The sequence below is a fragment of the Streptomyces sp. NRRL S-1813 genome (assembly GCF_000719605.1).
GTDB classification, from domain to species: Bacteria; Actinomycetota; Actinomycetes; order Streptomycetales; family Streptomycetaceae; genus Streptomyces; species Streptomyces decoyicus.
This window is the reverse complement of the sequence record NZ_JOHB01000008.1, coordinates 116,394-138,781: the sequence shown is the minus strand read 5'-3', so window position 1 is coordinate 138,781 and position 22,388 is coordinate 116,394. Positions and strand designations below refer to the sequence as shown.

At 69.6% G+C, this 22,388-nt stretch carries 17 protein-coding genes and 1 pseudogene; 9 read left to right on the top strand and 9 right to left on the bottom strand.

The window, feature by feature from the left end; all coding sequences use genetic code 11:
* Nucleotides 1-455 precede the first annotated feature (455 nt).
* The 3 genes from IF67_RS0114700 to IF67_RS0114690 all read right to left on the bottom strand — a co-directional run bounded on the left by IF67_RS0114700 (nucleotide 456) and on the right by IF67_RS0114690 (nucleotide 5,664).
* On the bottom strand, nucleotides 456-1,454 hold the full coding sequence (locus IF67_RS0114700) for an ABC transporter substrate-binding protein (RefSeq protein ID WP_078889438.1): 999 nt from the start codon (nucleotides 1,452-1,454) through the stop codon (nucleotides 456-458).
* Between the two features lie 593 nt (nucleotides 1,455-2,047).
* Nucleotides 2,048-4,891, bottom strand: a complete 2,844-nt coding sequence (locus IF67_RS0114695; RefSeq protein ID WP_078889437.1) for a SpoIIE family protein phosphatase/ATP-binding protein — start codon at nucleotides 4,889-4,891, stop codon at nucleotides 2,048-2,050.
* A 212-nt stretch (nucleotides 4,892-5,103) separates the two neighbouring features.
* Nucleotides 5,104-5,664, bottom strand: coding sequence for a TetR/AcrR family transcriptional regulator (locus tag IF67_RS0114690; RefSeq protein ID WP_030985771.1), 561 nt, complete (start codon nucleotides 5,662-5,664; stop codon nucleotides 5,104-5,106).
* Between the two features lie 94 nt (nucleotides 5,665-5,758).
* On the opposite strand from IF67_RS0114690, the gene IF67_RS0114685 reads away from it, so the two are divergent.
* A complete protein-coding gene (locus tag IF67_RS0114685; protein WP_030985770.1) occupies nucleotides 5,759-6,373 on the top strand; it encodes a DUF2867 domain-containing protein in 615 nt (204 codons plus the stop codon).
* Between the two features lie 363 nt (nucleotides 6,374-6,736).
* Here IF67_RS0114685 and IF67_RS0114680 read toward each other — a convergent pair whose 3' ends face one another.
* On the bottom strand, nucleotides 6,737-7,735 hold the full coding sequence (locus tag IF67_RS0114680) for a hypothetical protein (RefSeq protein WP_030985768.1): 999 nt from the start codon (nucleotides 7,733-7,735) through the stop codon (nucleotides 6,737-6,739).
* A gap of 838 nt (nucleotides 7,736-8,573) precedes the next feature.
* A pseudogene (locus IF67_RS41475) lies at nucleotides 8,574-8,890 on the bottom strand (SAM-dependent methyltransferase); the annotation flags it as partial.
* Nucleotides 8,891-9,011: 121 nt separating this feature from the next.
* Here IF67_RS41475 and IF67_RS0114675 point away from each other — a divergent pair.
* Nucleotides 9,012-9,653, top strand: coding sequence for an HAD family hydrolase (locus IF67_RS0114675; protein ID WP_030985766.1), 642 nt, complete (start codon nucleotides 9,012-9,014; stop codon nucleotides 9,651-9,653).
* Nucleotides 9,654-9,771: 118 nt separating this feature from the next.
* Here IF67_RS0114675 and IF67_RS0114670 read toward each other — a convergent pair whose 3' ends face one another.
* Nucleotides 9,772-10,908 carry an ABC transporter substrate-binding protein gene (locus IF67_RS0114670; protein WP_030985764.1) on the bottom strand — a complete coding sequence of 379 codons (1,137 nt, stop codon included), beginning with the start codon at nucleotides 10,906-10,908 and terminating at the stop codon, nucleotides 9,772-9,774.
* Nucleotides 10,909-11,230: 322 nt separating this feature from the next.
* Here IF67_RS0114670 and IF67_RS46250 point away from each other — a divergent pair, with 322 nt between their 5' ends.
* Nucleotides 11,231-11,944, top strand: a complete 714-nt coding sequence (locus IF67_RS46250) for a GntR family transcriptional regulator (RefSeq protein WP_420708663.1) — start codon at nucleotides 11,231-11,233, stop codon at nucleotides 11,942-11,944.
* Between the two features lie 8 nt (nucleotides 11,945-11,952).
* Here IF67_RS46250 and IF67_RS0114665 read toward each other — a convergent pair whose 3' ends face one another.
* Together IF67_RS0114665 and IF67_RS44225 are read right to left on the bottom strand one after the other, a co-directional pair.
* Nucleotides 11,953-13,653, bottom strand: a complete 1,701-nt coding sequence (locus IF67_RS0114665; protein WP_030985762.1) for an APC family permease — start codon at nucleotides 13,651-13,653, stop codon at nucleotides 11,953-11,955.
* A gap of 557 nt (nucleotides 13,654-14,210) precedes the next feature.
* The gene (locus tag IF67_RS44225; RefSeq protein ID WP_030985760.1) at nucleotides 14,211-14,444 is read right to left on the bottom strand and encodes a hypothetical protein; all 234 of its coding nucleotides are present in this window, start codon (nucleotides 14,442-14,444) and stop codon (nucleotides 14,211-14,213) included.
* Between the two features lie 575 nt (nucleotides 14,445-15,019).
* On the opposite strand from IF67_RS44225, the gene IF67_RS0114655 reads away from it, so the two are divergent.
* Nucleotides 15,020-16,600: an alpha/beta hydrolase gene (locus tag IF67_RS0114655; RefSeq protein WP_030985758.1), complete on the top strand. Its 1,581-nt coding sequence runs from the start codon at nucleotides 15,020-15,022 to the stop codon at nucleotides 16,598-16,600.
* A gap of 82 nt (nucleotides 16,601-16,682) precedes the next feature.
* On the opposite strand, the gene IF67_RS0114650 is transcribed toward IF67_RS0114655, so the two are convergent.
* On the bottom strand, nucleotides 16,683-17,135 hold the full coding sequence (locus tag IF67_RS0114650) for a VOC family protein (RefSeq protein WP_030985756.1): 453 nt from the start codon (nucleotides 17,133-17,135) through the stop codon (nucleotides 16,683-16,685).
* Nucleotides 17,136-17,574: 439 nt separating this feature from the next.
* Here IF67_RS0114650 and IF67_RS0114645 point away from each other — a divergent pair, with 439 nt between their 5' ends.
* From IF67_RS0114645 to IF67_RS0114630, 5 genes are all read left to right on the top strand, one after another.
* Nucleotides 17,575-18,270, top strand: a complete 696-nt coding sequence (locus tag IF67_RS0114645; protein WP_030985755.1) for an HdeD family acid-resistance protein — start codon at nucleotides 17,575-17,577, stop codon at nucleotides 18,268-18,270.
* A 221-nt stretch (nucleotides 18,271-18,491) separates the two neighbouring features.
* Nucleotides 18,492-18,752: a 2Fe-2S iron-sulfur cluster-binding protein gene (locus IF67_RS44910; protein WP_234341109.1), complete on the top strand. Its 261-nt coding sequence runs from the start codon at nucleotides 18,492-18,494 to the stop codon at nucleotides 18,750-18,752.
* An 81-nt stretch (nucleotides 18,753-18,833) separates the two neighbouring features.
* Nucleotides 18,834-20,510 (top strand): FAD-dependent oxidoreductase, encoded by a 1,677-nt coding sequence (locus IF67_RS0114640; RefSeq protein WP_030985752.1) that lies wholly within the window; start codon nucleotides 18,834-18,836, stop codon nucleotides 20,508-20,510.
* Nucleotides 20,507-21,964: an ATP-binding protein gene (locus IF67_RS0114635; RefSeq protein ID WP_030985750.1), complete on the top strand. Its 1,458-nt coding sequence runs from the start codon at nucleotides 20,507-20,509 to the stop codon at nucleotides 21,962-21,964. The genes IF67_RS0114640 and IF67_RS0114635 overlap by 4 nt, the downstream gene beginning before the upstream one ends.
* On the top strand, nucleotides 21,961-22,311 hold the full coding sequence (locus IF67_RS0114630; RefSeq protein ID WP_030985749.1) for a UBP-type zinc finger domain-containing protein: 351 nt from the start codon (nucleotides 21,961-21,963) through the stop codon (nucleotides 22,309-22,311). The genes IF67_RS0114635 and IF67_RS0114630 overlap by 4 nt, the downstream gene beginning before the upstream one ends.
* Nucleotides 22,312-22,388: the final 77 nt, after the last annotated feature.

Here is a 22,388-nt window from a genome sequence, read left to right as displayed (position 1 = left end):
GACGACTCCGTGCCGCATGGCGGGCCGTCCACGAGCCTGTCGTCGGAGTGGCGGATGCAACTCGTCGCCTGCGCCGTGCCGTTCACCCTCCTGTTCCCCGTCTCCGAGATCCGGGGAACAACGCTCCGGGGCGACGTCCTGTCCGCCGACTAGCCAAGCCGGGCCGGCGGCTGGGAGGCCGCCTGGTTCTCTCTCTGCTCCGCGCCGCTGATCCTGTGGGCCCCTGCTGGCCGTGCTGAGCGCGTACGGGAAGCGCCGTCGCGCGGCCGGGAACGTGCCTGCGGCTGCTTGAGCACCGGAAGCCGGTCGTGACCCGTCAGCCCAAGACGCGGCGCCGCACGACTGTCCCGGCAGGGCGCCGGCCAACCATCGAGATGGCAGAGCGTCGGTCCACCCCGCCCAGCACCATGGCGTCATCGGCTTCGTCATCGCCGGACCGGGCCGGTGATGCTGGATCAGTCGCCGACGGCCTTGGCCCAGTTCTCATGGACGGTGCGCACCGCCTTGTTCAGCTGGGTCTCGGTCGGGAACTGTGGTGTGCCCTCGACCGTCGGCAGCCGGGCGGCCAAGGTCTTGTTGAGGGTGCCGTTCTTCGCCATGGCGTCCATCAGCACCGGGCGGGCATAGTCCACGAGGCGGAGGTTCTGGCCTTCCGAGCTGAAGAGGTACTCCTGCCACAGTCGCGCCGCGGCCGGGTGGGGGGCGTCCTTGTTGATCGCCTGCGCGTAGTACTGCGAGAAGCTGCCGTCGAAGGGAATGGAGACCTTCCAGTCCACGTCCGTCCCGCGGAGCTGGTCGATGTGCTGGAGGTTGAGGTAGTCCCACTCGATGCTGATCGGTGTTCTGCCCTTGGCGATCGCGGCCGGGTCGGGGTCGGCCCGGTTGTAGTTGCCTGCCTTGTCGAGCCGGGCGAAGAATTCGATGCCTGGCTGGATGTTGTCGAACGACCCCCCGTTGGCGAGTGCCGCCGCGTACACGGCGGCGAAGGCCGATCCCGCGGTCGTGGGTTCGCCGTGGATCGCGACCATGCCCTTGTACTCCGGCTGGAGCAGATCTGCGAAGGACGCGGGGCAGGTCCGCACGCGGGCGGCGTCGCAGCCGATGGAGACGTAGCCGCCGTAGTTGTTGTACCAGCGGGCCTTGGCATCCTTCTGCTCCGGTGGGATCTGGTCGAACTGTGCGGCCCGGTAGGGGGCCAGCAGGTCCTGCCGCGCCGCCGACTGGGCGAAGGAATCCCCCAGGTCGAGCACGTCGGGGGCGCGCTCTCGGCCACGGTAGCGCTTCACGGCATCGACCTCCTGCTGGCTGTGGCCGCTCGGATTGTCGATGCCGACCTTGATGCCGTACTTCTTCTCGAAGCCGTCGATCAGCCCGCTGTAGTTGGCCCACTCGCGCGGCAGCGCGATGGTGTTGAGCCTGCCCTCCCGCTTCGCTGCCTTGATCAGTGCCGCCATCCCGCCCACCTCCGCGGCGGATCCGGCTCGGGAAGGCTCGACCGGCCGGGTGGTTCTCCCTTCCTCGCAGCCGACGAGACCGAGCGCCGTAAGGCCGAGACAGCAAAGGAGAGCGCCCACGCGGACCCGATGATGTGTAGCCACGACGCCTCCAGCAGGACCAGGTGGGGGAGCGGTCCGCCGAGTGGGTGGCGGACAGGGACCAGAGCAGCCATGGCACGGTGCGGTCGTGTGGCCCGTACAGCGGCCCCGCTGCCACGGACGGCGCACGCCCAGAGAGGGGGCAGAACGCCGACGGGGCCTCGCAGTCCCGCCGAGCAGGCGTCCTCGGCAACCCCGCAGGGCCGTCGACACCTTGGCACGCAGACGGTCCTGACGCCGCCCCGCCGCGACGTGTCACTGCCCGAATTCTCTGTGCAGCAATGGTCCAAAACAGCGTACTCCGCCCCCTTGCGGGCCTCCGCCAAGACGGTGATCGTGCCAGGTCACAGCGGCGAGTAGGCGCCACGCGCGGAAGGAGGCTCCACGCCCGTCCCGAGGCACCGGGCGTGGGGCACCCGGTCGCGGTGCGCCGGGCGCGCCGCGCCATGGCCTCACCACTCCCCGCTGTGGTCCCAACGGCTGAGAAGGTCTTCCTGCGACTCCTCTTCCGCGGGCAGGGCGTCGGGGCCGACCGTCTGAGCGGCCCAGATCGTCTTGCCCCTGGGGGAGTAGCGGGTGCCCCAGTGTTCGGCGAACTGCGCGACGAGGAAGAGGCCGCGGCCTTCTTCGTCGGTGTCCTTCGCCTGGCGGATGTGCGGGGAGGTGCTGCTGCCGTCGGAGACCTCGGAGATCAGGGTGCCGGGGGTGTGCAGGAGCCGCACGTGGATGGGCTCGGCGCCGTAGCGAATGGCGTTGGTGATCAGTTCGCTGAGGATGAGCTCGGTGCCGTAGGCGATGCGCTCCAGACCCCAGTCCGCCAACTGGCGGGCGCAGTCGTTGCGGACCGGGCTCACCGCCGCCGGGTCGCGGGACACGTCCCACTCGGCGACGTGTGCCGGGTCCAGCCGCCGGGTCCGGGCCACCAGCAGTGCTACGTCGTCGGTGGACCGGGCGGGCAGCAGCGATTGCAGGACGGTGGCGCAGGTGTCCTCCGGCGTACGGTCCGGTCCGGTGAGGGCCGCCCGCAGTGCCTCCATTCCGGCGTCCAGGTCGTGGCTGCGGTTCTCGACCAGCCCGTCCGTGTAGAGCACCAGCCGGGATCCCTCCGGCAGCGCCAGTTCGGCGGTCTCGAAGGGCAGGCCGGCGCCCAGGCCGAGCGGCGGGGAGACCGGCGCGTGCAGGAACTCCACTCTCCCGTCGGGGTGGGCCACGGCCGGTGGCAGATGGCCGGCCGTGGCCGCGGTGATCCGGCCGGAGACGGAGTCGTAAATGACGTACAGACAGGTCGCGCCGGTGATCGCCGGCCCGTCGTCGGTGTCCTCGTCCTGGACGTCGATGTGGGTCACCAGCTCATCCAGGTGGCCCAGCAGTTCGTCGGGGGAGAGGTCCAGGGCCGAGAAGTTGTGCACGGCGATGCGCAACCGGCCCATGGTGGCCGCCGCGTGCAGACCGTGTCCGACCACGTCGCCGATGACCAGCGCCACCCGGGCGCCGGGCAGCGGGATGACGTCGAACCAGTCCCCGCCCACTCCTGCCTGGGCGGGGAGATAACGGTGCGCCACCTCCAGGGCGTCCTGGTCGGGCAGGCCGCGGGGCATCAGGCTGCGCTGGAGCGTCATCGCCATCGTGCGCTCACGGGTGTAGCGCCGGGCGTTGTCGATCCCCACCGCGGCCCGCCCCGCCAGTTCCTCGGCGAAGGACAGGTCCTCGTCGTCGAACGGAGGGGAGCTCCCCGACCGCCAGAAGTCCACCAGCCCCAGCACCACTCCCCGGGCGCGCAGCGGTACGACCGCCAGGGAATGCACCCCGTGGTCCAGGATGCGCCGGGCGCGTTCCGGGTCCTGGGACCGCCAGCCGGAAGAGCCGGCCAGGTCCGGCTCCACCATGGAGCGGCCCTGGTCCACACCCGCCGCCACCGGGGTGCCCGGGACGAACCCCATCAGCTCGCCGACGGGGTGGAGCGGATGGTCCGGCGCCAGGCCGGCGATGGCCGTCCGGCGCAGCTCGGTACCCGCCCCGGCCGGCTCCTCACCTTTGAGGACCGGATCCAGCAGCTCGACGGTGACGATGTCGGCGAACCGGGGGACCGCCACCTGCGCCAGTGCCTCGGCAGTGCGCTCGACATTCAGGGTGGAGCCGATCCGCATCCCGGCGTCGTAGAGGAGCCGCAACCGCTCCCGCGCCACCTCGGCGCGCCCTGACAGCCACCTCAGTTCGGTGGTGTCGCGCAGGGTCACCACGCTTCCCTGGTGGGCTCCGTAGGGGGTGGTCGACCGCTTGTTGACGGCCAGCAGTCTGTCCTGCGCCAGGTGCACCTCGTCGGTGGCGATCCGGTCCGACGCCAGGAGCTCGGCGGTGCGGTGGTCCAGCCCCAGGTCGCCGACAGGGCGGCCCTCCGCGTCCGCCGGCAGGTTCAGAAGACGCCGTGCCTCGTCGTTGGCCAACAGCAGCCGCCCGTCGCGGCCGACGATGAGGACACCCTCCCGCACCGCGTGCAGGACCGCATCGTGATGCTCGTACATCCGGGTCATCTCGGCCGGCCCCAGACCGTGGGTCTGCCGGCGCAGCCGACGGCTCACCAGCCCCGCGCCGCCTCCGGCGAGCGCCAGCGCCCCGACCGCGGTGCCCAGGAAGATGGGCAGCTGCTGGTTGACCGATTTCTGCACCTTCTCCACGGTGACCGGTGCGGCGACGATGGCGACGACCTTGCCCGAGGAGTCCTTGACGGGGGCCGCAGAGACCACGGAGAGGCCCAGGGCGCCCTCGAAGGTCCTGGTGAAGGGCTTGCCCCGGGCAGCCTCGGCATACGGGCCGATGACGTGCTTGCCGATCTGCCGCGGGTCGCTGTGGGTGAGGGTGATCCCGTCGCGCTCGTACACGATGATCGCGTCGACGCCGGAGGCCTTCCGGGCCGCCTCGGCGAGCGGCTGGAGCTTCGCGGTCGGATTGTCGCTGTTCAGCGCCTCCTGGAGACCCCAGGAGTGCGCGAAGGACTCAGCGGCGGCGAGCGTCCGGTGCCGGGCGTCGGTCATGGTGTCCCGCTGGGCCTGGACGACGATGGCCACCACTGCCGCCGCGACCAGCAGCACCACGAGCACCAGCTGGAGGAGGAAGACTTCCTGGGCGACGCTGCGGGTGGGGAACGAGGGCGGTATGTGCTGCGGACCTCCGGCCCCCGCAGGACCTTCGTCCGGCTGGTCGCCGGTGCCGTTCCCGGCAGGGGCCACGCCCGGAGCTGCGGAACGGCCGGGGGCGCGGCTCAGCCAGCGCCGGAACCGCCCCGAATGTCCGCTCATGATTCACATTTATCCTGCTTTGCCGCGGCGCTGGCAAGGCGCGCTACGGCAGTTGCCCCACGGGTTGGAGAGAGGGGTGTCCGGTTGCGGGCCGCACCGGCTCGTGCCGGCAGGCGCCGGCTCGCACCGGCCCTCGTCGGCCTCGCCGCTCGACGGCATGGATCGTCGTCCGGTTGAGGGCTCCGAACCGTAATCCCGTCCGGCGGCAGGCGCTACCGCAGGAGCCATTTCCTCGTCAGCTCCATCACTTCGGCCCGGCTGCGACCGCCGTGGTCGGCGGCGATGAGGTGGCTGCCGATCCGCACCGAGAAGGTGATCATGCAGCGGACCTCGACGTCATCCTTGTCGGGGCAGAAGGAGCCGAACAGTGAGCGCAGGTAGTCCATCCGCCGGTTGTCGACGCGTTGAAGGCGGCGCGCGACGTCCTCGTCGCGCCGGGCCCAGTCGCGGATCGCGAGGTCGATGGCGGTGCCCGTCACTGCTTCGTCGCCGAGCGAAGCGACGAGGGTGAACAGCCGGTCCAGCTTGGTCCGGGCATTTCCCCCGCCGCTCTCGACCTCTTCGATCACCGCCTCGGTGACCTCGCGCTCCCACGTGTCGAGCATCTCCGCGAGCAAGGCGTCCCGGTTGCGGAAGTACCCGTAGAAGCCGCCCTTGCTGACGCTGAGGGACTGCGCCAGCGACTCGATCCGTACGGCCTCCGGACCGCCGGCGGCGAGCACCCGCAAGCCCTCCTCGATCCACCTGCCGCGAGGCGTGCGGGCATGGGCCATGGTGTGTCTCCCCTCACATCTTCCTCATCTATACGGTGCCGTATAACTGGGTCTAGTCTCATCTATACGCCATCGTATAGATAGGGGCTGGCTCATGAGACTCCCCAGAACCGCACACACATCCCGTCCCTGGCGGATCCACGAGATCGCCGGCGACTTCCACGTCGAGGACGTGTGGGCCCTGCCGACACCGGGCGGTCCGGACGACCTCCGGCACCTCGTGCGCCAGATCGCGAACAACGAGGGCGACGACGGGGGCGGCAGGGCAGCCATTACCTCGCCCGTGTACCGCGGGCTCTTCGCGGTCCGCTGGATGCTCGGGAGGCTGCTCGGCTGGGACAAGTCCGGCACCGGCATCGGCGCCCGGGTGCGGACGCTGCGCGACCGGTTGCCTGCGGACCTCCGTGAGTGCCCTCGGGGGCCCGACCCCCATTCGGTGCCGCTCACCTCCGTCTACCAGTTGCACGACGAGTGGGCGGCCGAGATCTCCAACCGGACCGTGCACGCGGTGATGCACATCGGCTGGGTCCCGGACGAGGCCGATGGCTATCGCGGCCAGATGGCCGTCCTCGTGAAGCCGAACGGGCTGTTCGGTGCCGTATACATGGCCGCTATCAAGCCGTTCCGGTACATGGGCGTGTATCCGGCGCTGTTTCGAGCGATGGGACGCACATGGCAGGCGAGTGCCGGCCAACGGAGCGCGGGATAGCGGGGGCCGGCGCAGCGCGTAACCGTCGCCTCGGCGAGCGCGAGCCGGCCGACCTTCCGTTCGGGCAATGCCCGCGATAGGGGGAGCGGCCGTGGAAAGGGCGAGGGGCCCGCTACGGGGGTGCAGGCCCCTCGTCCTCTCCACGGCCGCTCAGCCGTCGGCTTGCGACCGTGTGCGGAGCAGAGGTGCGTGGTGGGCACTGCTCTCCACGACTCCCTGTCGGGGTCGTGGAGAGCGTGTCCGGTAGGGCCCTGCCTCGCTTTGTGCCCGGGTCCGCCCGGAAGCATCCGTGTGCCGCAAGGGCGCAGGAGGGCAGGGGCGGAGACGGCCGAGCGCCGGGCGAGGGGCGTGCCCGGGCCGGGGCTACTGCGGTGCGGGCTCCTGGTACTTGAAGTAGGTGACCGGGGTGCTCGACTTGGGGGACTGGACGTAGACGCGGGCGGGGATGGCCTTGATGTGCTCCTTCTCCGGACCGGTGCCGGGGGCCCCGGGTACCGCCTGATACTGAACGAAGAGGTAGCCGACGTAGTAGGCACCGTCGCGCCGGCCTTGCAGGCTCCCCTTCTTGTCAGCCGGGAACTCCGTTTCGTACTTGTCCTCCTGCGTGCCCGTTACGCGGTTGAGGGAGGTGGAGGAGTAGCTGTAGGTGAAGCCGATCTCACCGCCGATCTCTCCCCCCGCGCCCCCATTGGCGGGAGTGCTGGTGACCTTGGGCGTGAACTTGCCACCCACCGACCAGACCGTGGTCGCGCTCTTCTCGTCGGTGACCTGTCCCGAGACCGAGTAGGTCTTCTTGCCCCCGCCCGCTATGCCGCCACCGGTTCCCAGCTTCGGATACTTGGAGCCGGGCCGGTCGTCGAGAACACCGACGAAGACGCACGGATTTGTTCCGGCGCTGTTCTGCGACCCGTCGGGGTGACGGCCCTCGCGGTACGACGAGGCCGGGTTCTTTTCGCTCATGGCCGTCGCGATGTTGTCGTCGTTGGTGTTCTGGCTGGTCTCGGGGTCCGTGATGGCCGAGTCCGCCAGCTGCTTGGCGGACTCCCCAACCCACTTGGGGGTGTACTTGTCCTCCGCGAACTTCTTCGCCGCCGCCTTGGCGTCCGCGAGCGCCTTCGTGGGGTCGTACTTGGGCATCACGTCCGGCAGGCTGACGGGATTGTCCCGGTCGGCGCCCTTCGGATAGCCCATCACGCTTTCCGAGGCCTCGACCTTCGCCCACCCCTCCATCGCCTTGTTGATGTCCGCGTCGGACTCGTACACCTTTGACTTGTCGATGATCGGTGCGTTCTGGCCGTCAGCAGCCGCGGCCGGTGACGCAGTGCCCGCCAAGGGCGCCGCCACCAGCAGGGCGGCAGCCACAGCCGTGGCACCTCTGACTCCTCGGACGGACGTCCTGCGCGATGCGGACAATGGATTCGTCATGGTGATAACTCCCTTGCTTCCTACAGGTGTTGAGCCACCCGCATTGCTGTGGCCACCGCACCGGGTGGTGCGAGCTGTCGCAGAAACACCTCGGAACACCGTCGTCGGGGTGTCCTGGTCGTCCGCGTGAGTTCTTGTCGTCGACGAGCGTCTGGTTCCCGTCGCCGGCCCTGGCTGGTGACGGAGCGCCGCGCCAGAGGACTGCGATCAGGGGGTTACGGTCACCGCGGCCGGCGCCATGGCGCATGGGCTCCTTCAGTCCTGGCGTCGGGCCTTCGGGCTCATGCAAGAGGCACGGTAGGAGGCCACTGTTCGTGCCGGCTGACGGCGGTGTGACGGCGCTTCGACCGACGTGTGAGCGTCGCATGACTGAGTCGGCAGGGCGTCAGACCAACGCCTGACCCGCCCGTCGGCGTCATCGGCTCCGTCGCGAGGGCGGGGACGCTGGAGGAGGTGGGTGACAGGGGTGGAAGAAGGGGGGAGGGGTGGAAGGGTGCGGCATGTCGACTCCTGGAAGAGGTCCACGTTCCCGACCATCGTGGCCGCGGTACACCCCCCAATTCATCGCTCTCAGGTCGGGATGCGCCGCCTTCCCAAAGGCAGAACCGCCGCGGCCACCTCGCCCTCAGGGACCACGGCCTCTCTGCCCAAAGACAGCCGCCCGACCGCCCCGGGCCTGGGGCTTCGCCGCCCCCGGCCCGGGACTTCGTCGGGCCCTCCACCCCGGCCGGACTCCTGTGCCGCTACGCGCACGAGGGACCGGGCCGACGGGCCCTCATGGGCGGCGGCCCCATGCGGAGATCATCGGGGAGGTGGCGAGGTCGAGGCGGCCCGAAGTGACGTTCGCGAGATGCCGGTCGATCTCCTCGTCCGTCGCGAGGCCTGCCGCGACCGCGAGCGGAATCCGGTCCGCAACCTGTTGGCCAAGGCCTGTTCGGGCCCGTACTCGTCCAGGCAGATCAGCGGCTGCGATGCCGGATCGGCGTCTTCCAACAGCAGCCACCCGCCCGGCCGTAGTGCGCCGACCATCGCGCGCAGGGCCCGTTCCCTGTCGGCCACAGGTACCAGCACCAAGCGGGCGTGGACGAAGTCTGTCGCCGGCCTCTGGAACGGCGCTGCGGCCAACGGGAGTGAATCTGAGACTCGTCCCGCAAACTGCCTGCTCCGATGGCATGATCGAAGCGTGCGCAGTGAACCCGGTCGGCCTGGTGCGATGAGGTATGTCCTGTTTGATGTCGATGGCACGTTGATCGATGCCGTGGACAATCAGCGCCTCGTGTGGCGAACGTGGGCAGAGCGCTACGGACTGGACCCCGATGAGGTCTACCGTGTGGCGCTGCGGACGAGGCCGATGGAGACCTTCGCGCAGGTTGCTCCGGACCAGGGCCCCGGGGAGTGCCTTGCCGCACTGCACGAGCTGGAGGACGAGGACGTCCGCTCCGGCGCCTATACGGCCTTCGGTGGCGCCTCGGAACTGCTGAGTGCTCTGCGGCCCGGGTCCTGGGCGCTGGTGACTTCGAACTATGAGCACCGGGTTCGTGGACGCTTCGCACGGACGGGCTTGCCGGTCCCGGAGGTCCTCGTGGATGCGGCCGCCGTGGCGGAAGGCAAGCCGTCGCCGGTGCCGTATCTGCACGCAGCCGCGCTGCTTGGAGCCAGACCCGAGGAGTGTCTGGTCGTCGAGGACGCCCCTTCCGGGGTGGAGTCCGGGCTGCGTGCCGGGATGACGGTGTGGGGTGTCAACACCCCCGCGGCCGTGGACGGCGTGCACCGTCACTTCGGCAGTCTGCGCGAAGCGGTCCGCGACGTCCTTGCCTTTGTGTCCGGCCGCTGCGATCCTGCGGCTCGATCATGAGGCGCCCGCCGGGGGACGCGAGCCGGCCGGCCGCGCGGTGCCGCCGCTGAGGAAGCGGCGGGCACCACGTCGGCACGGGTGTGAGTCGCGGTCATCCGGTAGCGGAGACGCGCGCCCCTTAGCCCCAGGCCTGGGCGATGACGCCCTTGGCATTGCTCTGCTGGGTCTCGGTCGGGAAGGTCGGCGTGCCGGAGACCTTCGGCAGCTTCGCCGCCGCGGACTTGTCGAGCGTGCCGGCCTTCTTCATGGCATCCATCAGAGCCGGGCGGGCGTATCCCTTGAGTCTGAGGTTCTGGCCCTCGGTGCTGTAGAGGTACTCCTGCCACAGGCGCGCGGCCGCGGGGTGCGGCGCATCCTTGTTGATGGCCTGCGAGTAGTACTGGGAGAACTTGCCGTCCGAGGGGACCGTGACCGTCCAGTCGACGCCCTTGGACTTGAACTGGTCGGTGTATCCGGCGTTGAGGTAGTCCCAGTCGATGCTGATCGGCGTCTGGCCCTTCTCGATGGTGGCCGCGGTGGACTTGACGGGCGTGTAGTTGCCGTTTTTCTTCAGCTTGGAGAAGAAGTCCATGCCGGGCTGGATGTCGTCGAAGGAGCCGCCTCGGGCGAGGGCGGCCGCATACACGGCGCCGAAGGCCGAACCCGACGTGGTGGGGTTGCCGTTGAGCGAGACCTTCCCCTTGTACTGCGGCTGGAGCAGATCCTTGAAGCTGGTCGGGCAGGTCTGCACACGGTTGGCGTCGCAGCCGAAGGAGATATAGCCGCCGTAGTCGTTTGCCCAGCGGCCGATCGAGTCGCGCTGGACATCGGGGATGTCAGCGAAGCCGGCGACCATGTACGTCGCGAGCAGCCCCTGCTGGGCGGCGCTCTGCGCGAAGGAGCTGCCGAGGTCGAGGACGTCGGGCGCGTTGTCCTGGTCCTTGCGCGAGGTGACCGCGGTGATCTCGTCCTGGCTGGCTCCCTTCGGGTTCTCGACCACGACCTTGATGCCGTACTTCTTTTTGAAGCCGTCCATCAGGGCGCCGTAGTTGGCCCAGTCGCGGGGCAGCGCGATCGCATGCAGCGTGCCCTCCTTCTTGGCCGCCTTGGCCAGGGCATCGATACCGCCGGCGGCCTCGGCCGTGGTCGCGGTGGCCGCGCCCTTTCCGCCCTCGGCTGTCGACGCGTCGGGGTCCGCGCCACAGGCGCTGAGGGCGACGGCGGCGACGGTGAGGACGCCGGTGAGGACGGCTGTCCTCGGCAGGAACACGGTCACGGTCTCTCCAGGGGTACGCACAGAGCATTGAGGGGATCATGCGGGGCTACACAAGGGATGTACGTGGGGGGTGAGCACTTGTCCGACGACTTGTCTGACAAGTTGGGCCTCAGTAGGCCCAACTATGGTGTCCGCCAGGTAAACATTGGGGAAACTAATGACTTCGATTCCCTCGCAATCGCAGCTCGTGGGGGTCAGCACGGCACCTCGGCCAGGCCGTCCGCGCTGCACAATCTGCGCACAACTGCGCGCGACAGAGGAAGCATGACGGCAGGATGCGAGGAGATCGCCAAGAGCTGAGGCGGGTGACCGACGGCGAGGGCTGCGCCGTGAGCGGTCGGCCCCCCCGGCGGAGACCGAACTCGCGGCCCGCTGCGGCGTCTCGCGTGGCACGGTCCGCCAGGCCGTCGCGGCCCTGCCCGCCGAGGGGCTCATCGGGTCACGAGAGGGTCCCGCCGAGGGACTGATCGGGTCATACCAGGGCATCCGCCGTGTGGTCCTGGCCGGTTGCCGCAGCCAGAGCTTCGCCGAGCTGGGCGGTTTCGCGCGGGCGCAGGCAAGGGGCCGCCACCGTGCAGTTGACGGTGACCCGCCGCCCGCCTCTTCGCTCGGCCCCACGGCGCCCCAGCCCCGCCGGGCCGCTTCGGTGAGGACGTGGCCCCACTCCTCCAACGGGGCGGTGAACCCGTCGAAGTCGCCGACCCGGCCCCTGGGGCCGACGGCATGGTCGTCAAAGGCCCCACGCAACCCGCCGAGCCGGGGCCTCCCTAGCCATGACCAGTCGACGATCAACATGGTGATGTCCAGTCCCATGGGGGGAGGCAGCCGGGCCGTCCTTGCAGTCCTGACTCGTCGCTGCCGGCCTGATCGGACTGTCGGTAGGCCCTCACCCAGCGGGATGCCCTTCTCCGCGCAGCAGCCCCTGACTTACGCAGGACCGCTCAGCCATGGACGGTGGAGCTGGGATGAGGGGAGATACGCCGGGCCCGGGCGTCACCCGGACCCGGCGCGGTGCCCTCAGGGCGGGGTGCCCTGAGGGTGCCCTCAGACGGAGGCCATCGGGCGTGCGTCGTCGGGGGTGACAGTGGCGGTCGGGGCGGCCTCGGCGGGGGACGGATCGCCGGTCAGGCCCTGTTGGTGGGCCCTGACCCCGGAGCGCACCGCCCAGAAGTAGAAGAGTGGGGCGGTGACCGCGATCAGGACGGTGCCGAGCACGCCGGGGAGGATGTCCCGGCCGCCGAACTCCAGGCCGCCCAGCGCGGACACCGTGGCTGTCCACACCAGGAAGGCGATCATCCACCAGGCAGGGGCGAAGTGCCGCAGCAGGCCCGCCCATCGCCCTCCACCGCCCTTGCCGGACGCTTGCCGGCCCCTTTCGAGCTCGCCCCGGCGCCACAGCACCAGCGCCGCGACCGGTGCGGCCACCAGCGTCAGCACGGTGATCTTTCCGGTCTCCGGCCACTTCGACCAGTACAGCGCGCAGGCGGCGAAGGCGAAGGTGACCGGGCACAGCACCCCGGCGGCCGGCAGCCGGAAGGGGCGGGGCAGCTCCGGGCGGGTCCGCCGCAGCACCCCCACCGCGATCGGGCCGATCAGATACGAAATGACCATGGCAGCTGACACCACACCGGCCAGCGCCTGCCAGCTGCGGCCGACGGTGAGCAGCAGCACGACGGAGAAGCCGAGGTTGAGCCACATCGCGGGGCGGGCGGTGCCGTAGCGGGGGTGCACGGCCGCCAGCTTCCGGGGGAAGAACCCGGTCTCGGCGAGGTTGGTGACCATGTACGCGGCGGAGGCGACATTGGCGATGTTGGACCCGGCCGGCGAGATGAACGCGCCGAACTGCAACATGGTGACCACCCAGTGCAGCATCAGCAGCCCCGCCAGGTCGGCGAACGGCGAGTTGAGGTTCACGCCCTGCCACCCGCCGGACCGCGCCAGCAGCTCGGGCGGCACCGCGCCCAGGTAGGCGGCCTGTAGCGCCAGGTAGATCACCAGGCCCAGTGCGAGCGCACCGACCAGGGCGACCGGGATGGCCCGGCCCGGGTTCTTCGCGGCCCCGCCGAGGTTGACCACGGCCTGGAAGCCGTTGAAGGCGAAGACCACACCGCAGGTGGTGACGGCGGTGAGCACGGCCGGCCAGCCGTACGGGGCGAAGCCGCCCTGCGCGGTGAAGTTCGAGGTGTGGAAGCCGGACCCGGCCAGGGCGAGTACCGCCAGCACCGGGATGGCGAACTTGACCAGGGTGAGCACGGTGTTGGCGCGGGCGAGCAGCTGGACCGACCAGAAGCAGGTCAGCCAGAGCGCGAGGGTCAGGACCAGTGCCACCGCCGTGCCGGAGAGGGTCAGCTGGTGGGTGGCCGGATCGACCAGGCCCTTCGCCCAGCCGAAGCTCCAGGACGTCATGTACTGGGTGGCCGCGATCGACTCGATCGGGACCAGCGAGGCGGTCGCGATCCACACCGCCCAGCCGGTGAGGAAGCCGAGGACCGGGCCGTGCGAGAGATGCCCGTAGCGGGCCATGCCGCCGGGGATCGGGTAGGCCGAGCCGGCCTCCGCGTACGACATCGCGATCATGCCGATGAAGAGGGCGCCGATCACCCAGGCGACGAGCGCCGCGGGGCCCGCCACCTGGGCGGCGGCGCCGGCTCCGAAGAGCCAGCCGGAGCCGAAGATCGAGCCGATGCCGATCATGATGAGGGCGAAGAGGCTGAGCCCCTTGCGCTCGCCCGCGCTCATGTCCATGGGAAGTGTCGTCCGTCCTGGTGGTGCCGCATGCCCCCTCGCCGTTGAAGGGCCGCTGTCGTCTGCCGCGGACAGCCTATTTCCGGCCCATTGCCGGGAACGCCGCTGAGCTGCCGGAACACGGCGTGGACCGACCCCTGTGGACCGCGAGCCCGGGACCAACGGCCCTGGACTCACTGCATGTTCACTTCCGGACCACGGCTCGTGGGCGGCCCGGGAGATCACTGCATGAGACGCGTCACAGCTACGGGTGGCTGTTCCCCCTCACGGCTGCTGATGACGCGGCGGCCGGCCCCTTCCCCCGTGGGGCCGGCCGCCGCGACAGCAACCGAGCCTGGGTGACCGGGCCCTCTCCGGCAATGGCTTTCGGTGTCCCGGACAGCCGTACGGCTCTCCGGCTGGTCAGCGGCTTGGCCGGACAGTTCCGGCCGGGGTATCGGGTGTGGCCGGGACGGGGTTGTCGGCCATCCGTCGTGCTGCCGGAGGCGTGGGCCCGCCTGGGGAAGGACGGCCCGGGCGTGCGGGCCCGCGGTGATGCCGGGGGGCAGGTGGTGAAGCTACTCGGCAGGCGTTCGGGCCGTCAGATCGTCCGGTGTGCCGCTTGGCCCTTCGGGTGTGGTCGGCTTCGGGGTGCGGCTCGGGGTGCGGGTGGCGCCGATGGAGGCGAGGGCCACCGCGGTCACCCCGGCCCACTGCGGGACGCCGAGGTGCTGGCCGAGGAGGACGAGGCCGATGAGAGCTCCGACGGCGGGTTCGAAGCTGGTCAGGATGCCGAAGACGCGGGGTGGCACACGGCGGAGGGCCTTCGAGGTGGAAGGTGTAGGGCAGGACCCGCATCCGCCTCCCGCGGGATCGTGCGCCGCTCACCATCGTCACGGCCTGCGTGGCGTAGGCGACGGAGACCGGGTCGGCGCCGCCGTCGGCACCTTCCTGCTGCCGATGGGCCTGGACCGCTTCGGCGCGGAGTTCGTGCTCCTCGTCGGCGCGGGTGCCGCTCGCACTCGGCGGCCTGGTATCGCAGTTCCCGGCCCCCGAGACCACGGACATGGACCTGGTATGCGCACCCCGCGCAGCCCGCGAGGGCGTGGTGTGAGCTTTCTGGGACGGTGGGCGCCCGGGAGAGTGTCCGTAACATGCGAACTGCCGCTCTCGGCGCGGCCATGCAGCGGGGACGGGACACCGGCCGAACGCCCTGGACGGCGGTGCGGGACGCTGGATACGAGCACCGTGTCCGACTCCAGGACCATATGTCCCAGCAGTCCGTCCACCCATAGTCGGACACACCGTGCCCTGCTGGGGGATTCGCCCCAACTGCCCTCTGCGCAAGGGTGAGTGCGTCCCACACGTACTGACCCGAAGGGCCCACGTGCGAAGCAGACGAATAGCCCCCGTTCTGGCGGCGAGTGCCGTCGCGGCGCTGATTCCGGCACTCACGCCGGCGACCGCCTCCGCCGCCGAGAACCCCTTGCCGCAGCACCTCAAGCAGAGACCGTCATGGCACCGCTGCAACAGCGAAGCTCCGGCCTCCTTTCAGTGCGCCACCCTCAAGGTTCCGTTGGACTACAGCCGTCCGGGCGGCAAGAAGATCGACCTCGCGATATCGCGGATCAAGGCGAGCAGCCCCACCGAACGCCACGGTGTCCTGCTGCTCAATCCCGGGGGACCGGGGGGCCAGGGTCTCGATATGCCACAGTCGCTGTCGGCCGAGCTCCCCAAGTCCGTGCAGAGAAAGTACGACCTCATCGGCTTTGACCCACGGGGTGTCGGCCGGAGCTCCCCTCTCAGCTGCGGTCTGACCGCCGCGGAGGAGAACTGGCAGCGTCCCTACAAGGCCGCGTCGTTCGCCAAGGACGTCAAGTGGGCCCGGACCGTCGCCGAGAAGTGCGACGCCGAACAGGGCGACAAGCTGCCCCACATCACCACGCGCAACACCGCCCGTGACATGGACGTCATCCGGGCCGTGCTGGGGGAGAAGAAGATCTCCTACCTCGGGTACTCGTACGGCACTTATCTCGGAGCCGTCTACGCGCAGATGTTCCCGCGGCGCAGCGACCGGATCGTACTGGACAGCGCCGTCGACCCCGCACGGATCTGGCGGGGGATGATGCAGGTCTGGTCAGAGGGCAGCGAGCCCGCGTTCACGAGGTGGACCGAGTGGACCGCCCAGCGGAATGCGGCCTACAAGCTGGGCAACACCCCGGACAAGGTCCGCAAGACGTTCTGGAACCTGGTCGCCCGGGCCAACCGGAAGCCGATCGAGCTCAACGGCGCCTTCCTGAGCGGCGACGACATCCGCGCGGGCCGCGCCATGTTCTTCAGTGTGCGCGAGGCCGCGGAGGAAATTGTCGAGCTGAAGAAGGCCGCCGACGGCAAGGGCTCGTCCTCCACCCCTGACACCGTGTCGCCCGAGCGACCCGCACCGCCGGCATTCGGCCCCGGCGTGCCCTCGGACAACTACAGCGCAAGCTTCTGGGCAGTCGTCTGCTCCGACACCCGCGCCTGGCCGCGCGACCCCGAGCAGTACCGCCGCGATGCGATCCGGGACAAGGCCAAGTACCCCCTGTACGGCGACTTCGCGTCCCAGATCAAGCCGTGCGCGTTCTGGAAGAAGAACGGCAGCGAACCCGCCACCACCTTCGACAACAAGGTCGGGGTACTCACCCTTCAGAACGAGTGGGACTCCCAGACGCCGCTGTCCAGTGGCCTCGGCATGCACCGGGCCATGAAGGGTTCGAGGATGGTCACGGTCGCCGGGGGTGTCGGACACGGCATCTACGGTTCCAAGTCGTGCGCCGACAAGACGGCCACCGCGTACCTGATCACGGGCAAGCTTCCCGCGAAGGACGTGACCTGCCAGGCACCCGCGCCGGCACGTGAGCGCAGCAGCGCCACCAAGCTGCCGCTTCCCATGCCTCCGGGCATCCCGGGGCTGCCCGGCCGCTTCTGATCCGTTCCGGACGAGGTGATGTGGCATGGGGCCTCTGCCGAGCGGAGGCCCCATGCCGTGCGGACCTACATGTCGTGCGGAGCTACCCGGAATTGGTGTCGGTGCGGGCGAAAATACCTTCCAGCATTCCGGTGGCCTGCCCGACCTCGATCAGGTAGCCATCAGGATCGCGCAGGTAGCAGCGGACCTCGGCACGCCGGTCGATTGGCGGGGTCAGGAACTCCGCTCCTTTCGCGCTCCATTGGGCGTAGCAGGCCTCGATATCGGCGACCCGCAGGTTCATGAAGCTGGAGACGGTGTGCGGTTCGCCGGGCGGGACCAGCGTCACATCGGGCTTGTCCGGGGTCGGGCCGCCGCCCGGATTCATGATGATCCAACTGTTGGCGAGCTTCACGATGCAAGGGTTCTCGTCCAGGACGACCTGCCCGCCGAGCACCTCGCTGTAGAAGCGGCGCGAGCGTGCCACATCACGCACCGTCAAGAAATGCGTCATCAGCAGCCCCTCACTCGGGGCCGGAATACCGTCGTTGTCCATCTGGCGCCTCACTCCGCCGACCGCGATACCCGGCGCATTTTCCGTGTTCACGAGTCAGTGTTCACGAGTCAGTGATCATGAGATCAGTCTTCACGAGCCCGACGCCGCCGAGGCGCATACGCTGCGGGCGGCGCACCTCTTCACCGGGACGGAGGGAAGCCGAAGGTATTCGTTCGACACCTTGGCGATGGCGGCACAGCCCGTGGCGGTGCGTCCCACGTGGTGGGCCTCTGACTTCCATGGCATCGCGCCACGGGGCCCGCTGCAACCCGTGGGTGCCCGGGCAGCGCCCGAGCGGCCGTTCTGCCTGCTCGCGGGACGTATGGCAGCTGTGGCCACCGACGGGAGCGGTGAGCGTCTGCCAGGCGGGACAGGGCCAGTCGGGTGACGATGGAACTCGATCCCTCTGACCGTGCTCTTCCTGGAGGAGGCAGACGACATGGCATACCCCTCCGATTCCTCAGGCACAGGCCCAGACACCGGCACCGGCCCTCCGCACGGCACCGAGCCCCGAGATGCCTCCCCGGCCGGGGGCCTGAACGCCCTGGCGAACATGGCCTGGCAATTCCTGCTCATCATGGGCCTGGCTGCGATCGCCCTGGGCGTCCTCGTCCTGGCCTGGCCTGCCCAGACCCTGCGGGTCGTCGGTGTGCTCTTCGGCATCTACCTGCTGGCCACCGGAGTCTTTCAGCTGGCCGCTGCCTTCGGCACGCACGTCCCTCGGCATCTGCGGGTGTTGCATTTCGTCGCGGGCGCGCTGTTCATCCTGCTGGGCCTGGTCTGCTTCCGGGGCACCCTGCAATCGATTCTGTTGCTCGCGCTGTGGATCGGCTTCGGCTGGCTGCTGCGCGGCATCATGGTGACCGCCACGGCGGTCTCCGCCGAGGACATCCCGGCGCGCGGCTGGCAGATCTTCTCGGGGATCATCATGGCTCTGGCAGGCATCGTGCTGATCGTGTCGCCGTTCAGCTCGATCGCCGCGCTGGCCTTGGTGGTGGGCATCATGGCCATCGTCGTGGGCGCTGTCGAGGTCTTCCACGCCGTCAAGATGCGCGTCGAACTCGGCCGCCTCACCCAGGGCAGCGCCCCCAAGCGGCGGCCCATGTTCCATTCCCGGCCGCACCCCCAGCACTGATCACGGGGCGCGCGGCGCCACCCGGGCGGCGAAGCACTGCGAGGCGTCCATCGCACGCCACACGAAGGCGATGCGGTCCTGGAGTTCGGCGGCGTGCCCCGGGCCGTGCGGTGAATTCCCAGGCGTCCGGGTGGCTTTGCCGTCGGCGGTGAGGGCTTTACGGGCCGCCAGTCGTCGCGGGCCTCAGGCGAGGACGCGGGCGAGGAAGCCGCGGCAGCGGCATCACCGCCCCATGGTCACCCGCTCACGCCTCACTCCTCGATCTCGCCGAAGCCTGCGACATCCCCACCCGCTGGTCCTGTCGCACCGGCGTCTGCCACACCTGCATCACCCACCTCGTGGCAGGCGACATCACCTACACCACCCAGCCTCTCGAACTCCCCGAAGGAGGCCGGTCCCCGCCCCCACCCTGGGCGACGGCAGCTATCGGCAGAGAGCCGCACTCCCGATCTTGCGTAGCAGAGCTTGATAATCACCCATAAAATGGTTGCTGGCGCACCGGCGAGCCGGACAGGCACACGAAGTCGGTGCGGGAGGGTGATCGACCCGGGGACGGGATGCCTATGGATCAGGCCGCCAGTCCGGCCCGGACCGTCATCATGACCGTCGACGACGACCCGGGCGTATCCCGTGCTGTCGCCCGCGACCTGCGACGACGCTACGGCGCGGCGTACCGGATCGTACGCGCGGAGTCCGGCGAGTCCGCCCTCGATGCCCTGCGCGAGCTGAAGCTGCGCGGCGGCCCCGTCGCGGTGATCGTGGCCGACTACCGGATGCCGAAGATGAACGGCATCGAGTTCCTCGAGCAGGCTCTCGACATCTACCCCGGCGCCCGGCGGGTGCTGCTGACCGCGTACGCGGACACCAACGCGGCGATCGACGCGATCAACGTCGTCGACCTCGATCACTACCTCCTCAAGCCCTGGGAGCCGCCCGAGGAGAAGCTCTACCCCGTCCTCGACGATCTGCTTCGGGCCTGGCGGGCCACCGACTACCGGCCGGTGGCCGTCACCAAGGTCGTCGGGCACCGCTGGTCGGCGCGTTCGTCGGCCGTCCGGGAGTTCCTGGCCCGCAACCAGGTGCCGTACCGCTGGTACTCGTCCGATGATCCGGAAGGCCGGCGGCTGCTGTGCGCGGCGGGCGAGGACGGCCTGCGGCTCCCGCTGGTGATCACTCCGGACGGCGCGGCCCTCATCGAGCCCGAGGACCAGGAGCTCGCCGCCAGGGTCGGCCTCGCGACGACCCCGGCAACCGACTTCTACGACCTGGTCATCATCGGCGGCGGACCGGCCGGTTTGGGCGCGGCGGTGTACGGGGCCTCCGAGGGGCTGCGGACCGTCCTCGTGGAACGCTCCGCGACCGGAGGCCAGGCGGGCCAGAGCTCGCGCATCGAGAACTATCTCGGCTTTCCGGACGGAGTGTCCGGGGCACAGCTCACCGACCGGGCCCGGCGTCAGGCGGCGAAGTTCGGTGCCGAGATACTGACCGCGCGCGACGTCACCGGGCTGGAGATCAATGGCGCGTCGCGCGTCGTCCGGTTCTCGGACGGCTCCGCTGTCGCCGCGCACGCCGTGATTCTCGCGACCGGCGTGTCGTACCGGCAGCTGGAGGCACCCCACGTGACCGAGCTGACCGGCTGCGGAGTGTTCTACGGCTCGGCCCTGACCGAAGCGGCCGCGTGCCAAGGCCATGATGTGTACATCGTCGGCGGGGCGAACTCCGCAGGCCAGGCCGCGATATACCTGGCCCGGAGCGCCAAGTCGGTCACCATACTGGTCCGTAGGCCCTCCTTGTCCACGTCGATGTCGCACTACCTCGTCCAGCAGGTCGACGAGACGCCCTCGATCTCCGTGCGCACCAACACGGTCGTCGACGCCGCCCACGGCTCGCGTCAACTGGAACAGATCACCCTGCGCGACACAGCGACCGGAGACACCGAACTCGTCGACGCCCAGTGGATGTTCGTCTTCATCGGCGCGGCCCCGCTGACCGACTGGCTGGAGGGCACGGTGCTCCGGGATTCCCGCGGGTTCATCCTGACCGGCCCCGACCTGACCGCGGACGGGCGCCCGCCGGCCGACTGGGAGCTGGACCGGCCGCCCTACCACTTGGAAACGAACGTCCCCGGCGTGTTCGTGGCCGGAGACGCCCGCGCCGAGTCCGCCAAGCGTGTCGCTTCCGCAGTGGGAGAGGGAGCGATGGCGGTCATGCTCGCCCACCGATATCTGGAGCAGTCATGAACGGCCGGCCGATGCCGTGCAGTCAGGAGGAACTCGGCTCGCTGTTCCTCTTCGAGAAGCTGGCCCCCGACCAGATCGCCCTGCTCTGCCGCGAAGGCCGTGTGGAGAAGTTCGAACCCGGGCCCGTGTACGGGGAGGGCGACGCCGCCACGTGCTTCTACGTGCTGCTCGAAGGGACCGTCGTTCTCTCGCGCCGGATCGGGGACTACGACGTGGAGATCAACCGGAGCTCCAGCCGCGGGGTGTACGCGGGTGCCTTCCAGGCCTACCTGGGCGACCGCCTGCGGCAGGTGTACAACAGCTCCCTGCGGGTCATCGAGCCCTCACGCTTTTTCGTACTTCCCGCGGAGACCTTCGCCGCGATCATGCGCGAGTGGTTTCCCATGGCCGTACACCTGCTGGAAGGCCTCTTCTTCGGCACCAAGAGCGCCCAGGAGGCCGTCGGCCAGCGAGAACGGCTCCTGGCGCTCGGCTCGCTGTCCGCAGGGCTGACCCATGAGCTGAACAACCCTGCCACCGCGGCCGTGCGCGCCACGTCCGCGCTCCGCGAGCGTGTGGCCGGCATGCGCCACAAGCTCGGCATCATCGCGGCACGCCCGTACCGGCGCGACAGCCTGGAGACACTCATCGACGTCCAGGAACGCACGGCCGAGCGCGTCGCCAAGGCCACCACCCTGAGCCCGCTGGAAGCCTCGGACCGGGAGGACACCCTCTCCGACTGGCTGGACGACCACAACATCGCGGACGGATGGCAGCTCGCTCCGACTTTCGTACAGGCCGGCCTGGACACCGAATGGCTGGACCAGATCGCCGCGGTCGTGGACAGCGACACTCTCGAAGGCGCCGTGCGGTGGCTCAACTACACCGTCGAGACCGAACTGTTGCTGAACGAGATCGAGGAGTCGACCAACCGCGTCTCGGCCCTCGTCACCGCAGCCAAACAGTACTCGCAACTCGACCGCGCGCCCCACCAGGTCGCCGACGTGCACGAACTGCTGGACAGCACCCTGCTGATGGTCTCCGCGAAGATCGGCCCCCACATCACCGTCGTCAAGGACTACGACCGCAGCCTGCCGAAGATCCCCGCCTACCCCAGCGAGCTCAACCAGGTATGGACGAACCTGATCGACAACGCCGTCTCGGCGATGAACAGTACGGACGCCGACGGCACGTTGACCGTGCACACCGCGCGCGACGGAGACCATCTGCTCGTCGAGTTCCGCGACACCGGCCCCGGGGTCCCGGAGGAGATCCGCGACCGCGTCTTCGACCCGTTCTTCACCACCAAACCGGTGGGTGAGGGCACAGGCCTCGGCCTGGACATCTCCTGGCGCATCGTCGTCAACAAACACCAGGGGGACCTGCGACTCCACTCCGCCCCCGGCGATACCCGCTTCCAGGTACGCCTCCCGCTGGCCTCCGCCGAACCGCAACCCCCACAGGAGCCGTCATGAGTTCCCCGAACGGAATCGACCCCTCGGTCCCACCCAGCGGAGCCGGATGCGTCGAGTGCGACGCCGACGGCGGCTGGTGGTTCCACCTGCGACGCTGCGCACAGTGCGGCCACATCGGCTGTTGCGACGACTCGCCCGCCAAGCACGCGACGGCCCACGTGCGGGCCACCGGGCACCCGGTGATCCGTAGCTTCGAACCGGGCGAAAGCTGGTTCTGGAACTACGAGACCTCGGAGATGTCCGCCGCGGGCCCGCACCTGGTTCCCCCCGAGAGCCACCCAGCCGATCAGCCCACCCCCGGCCCCGCGGGACGAGTCCCGAAGGACTGGGCCGACCGTCTGGGCTAGGCAGCTTTCACCTGGCGGTCCCGTCACTATCGATGCCGGCGGCTTCGATAGCCGGCACGGGCCCGCAGCGTCGATTC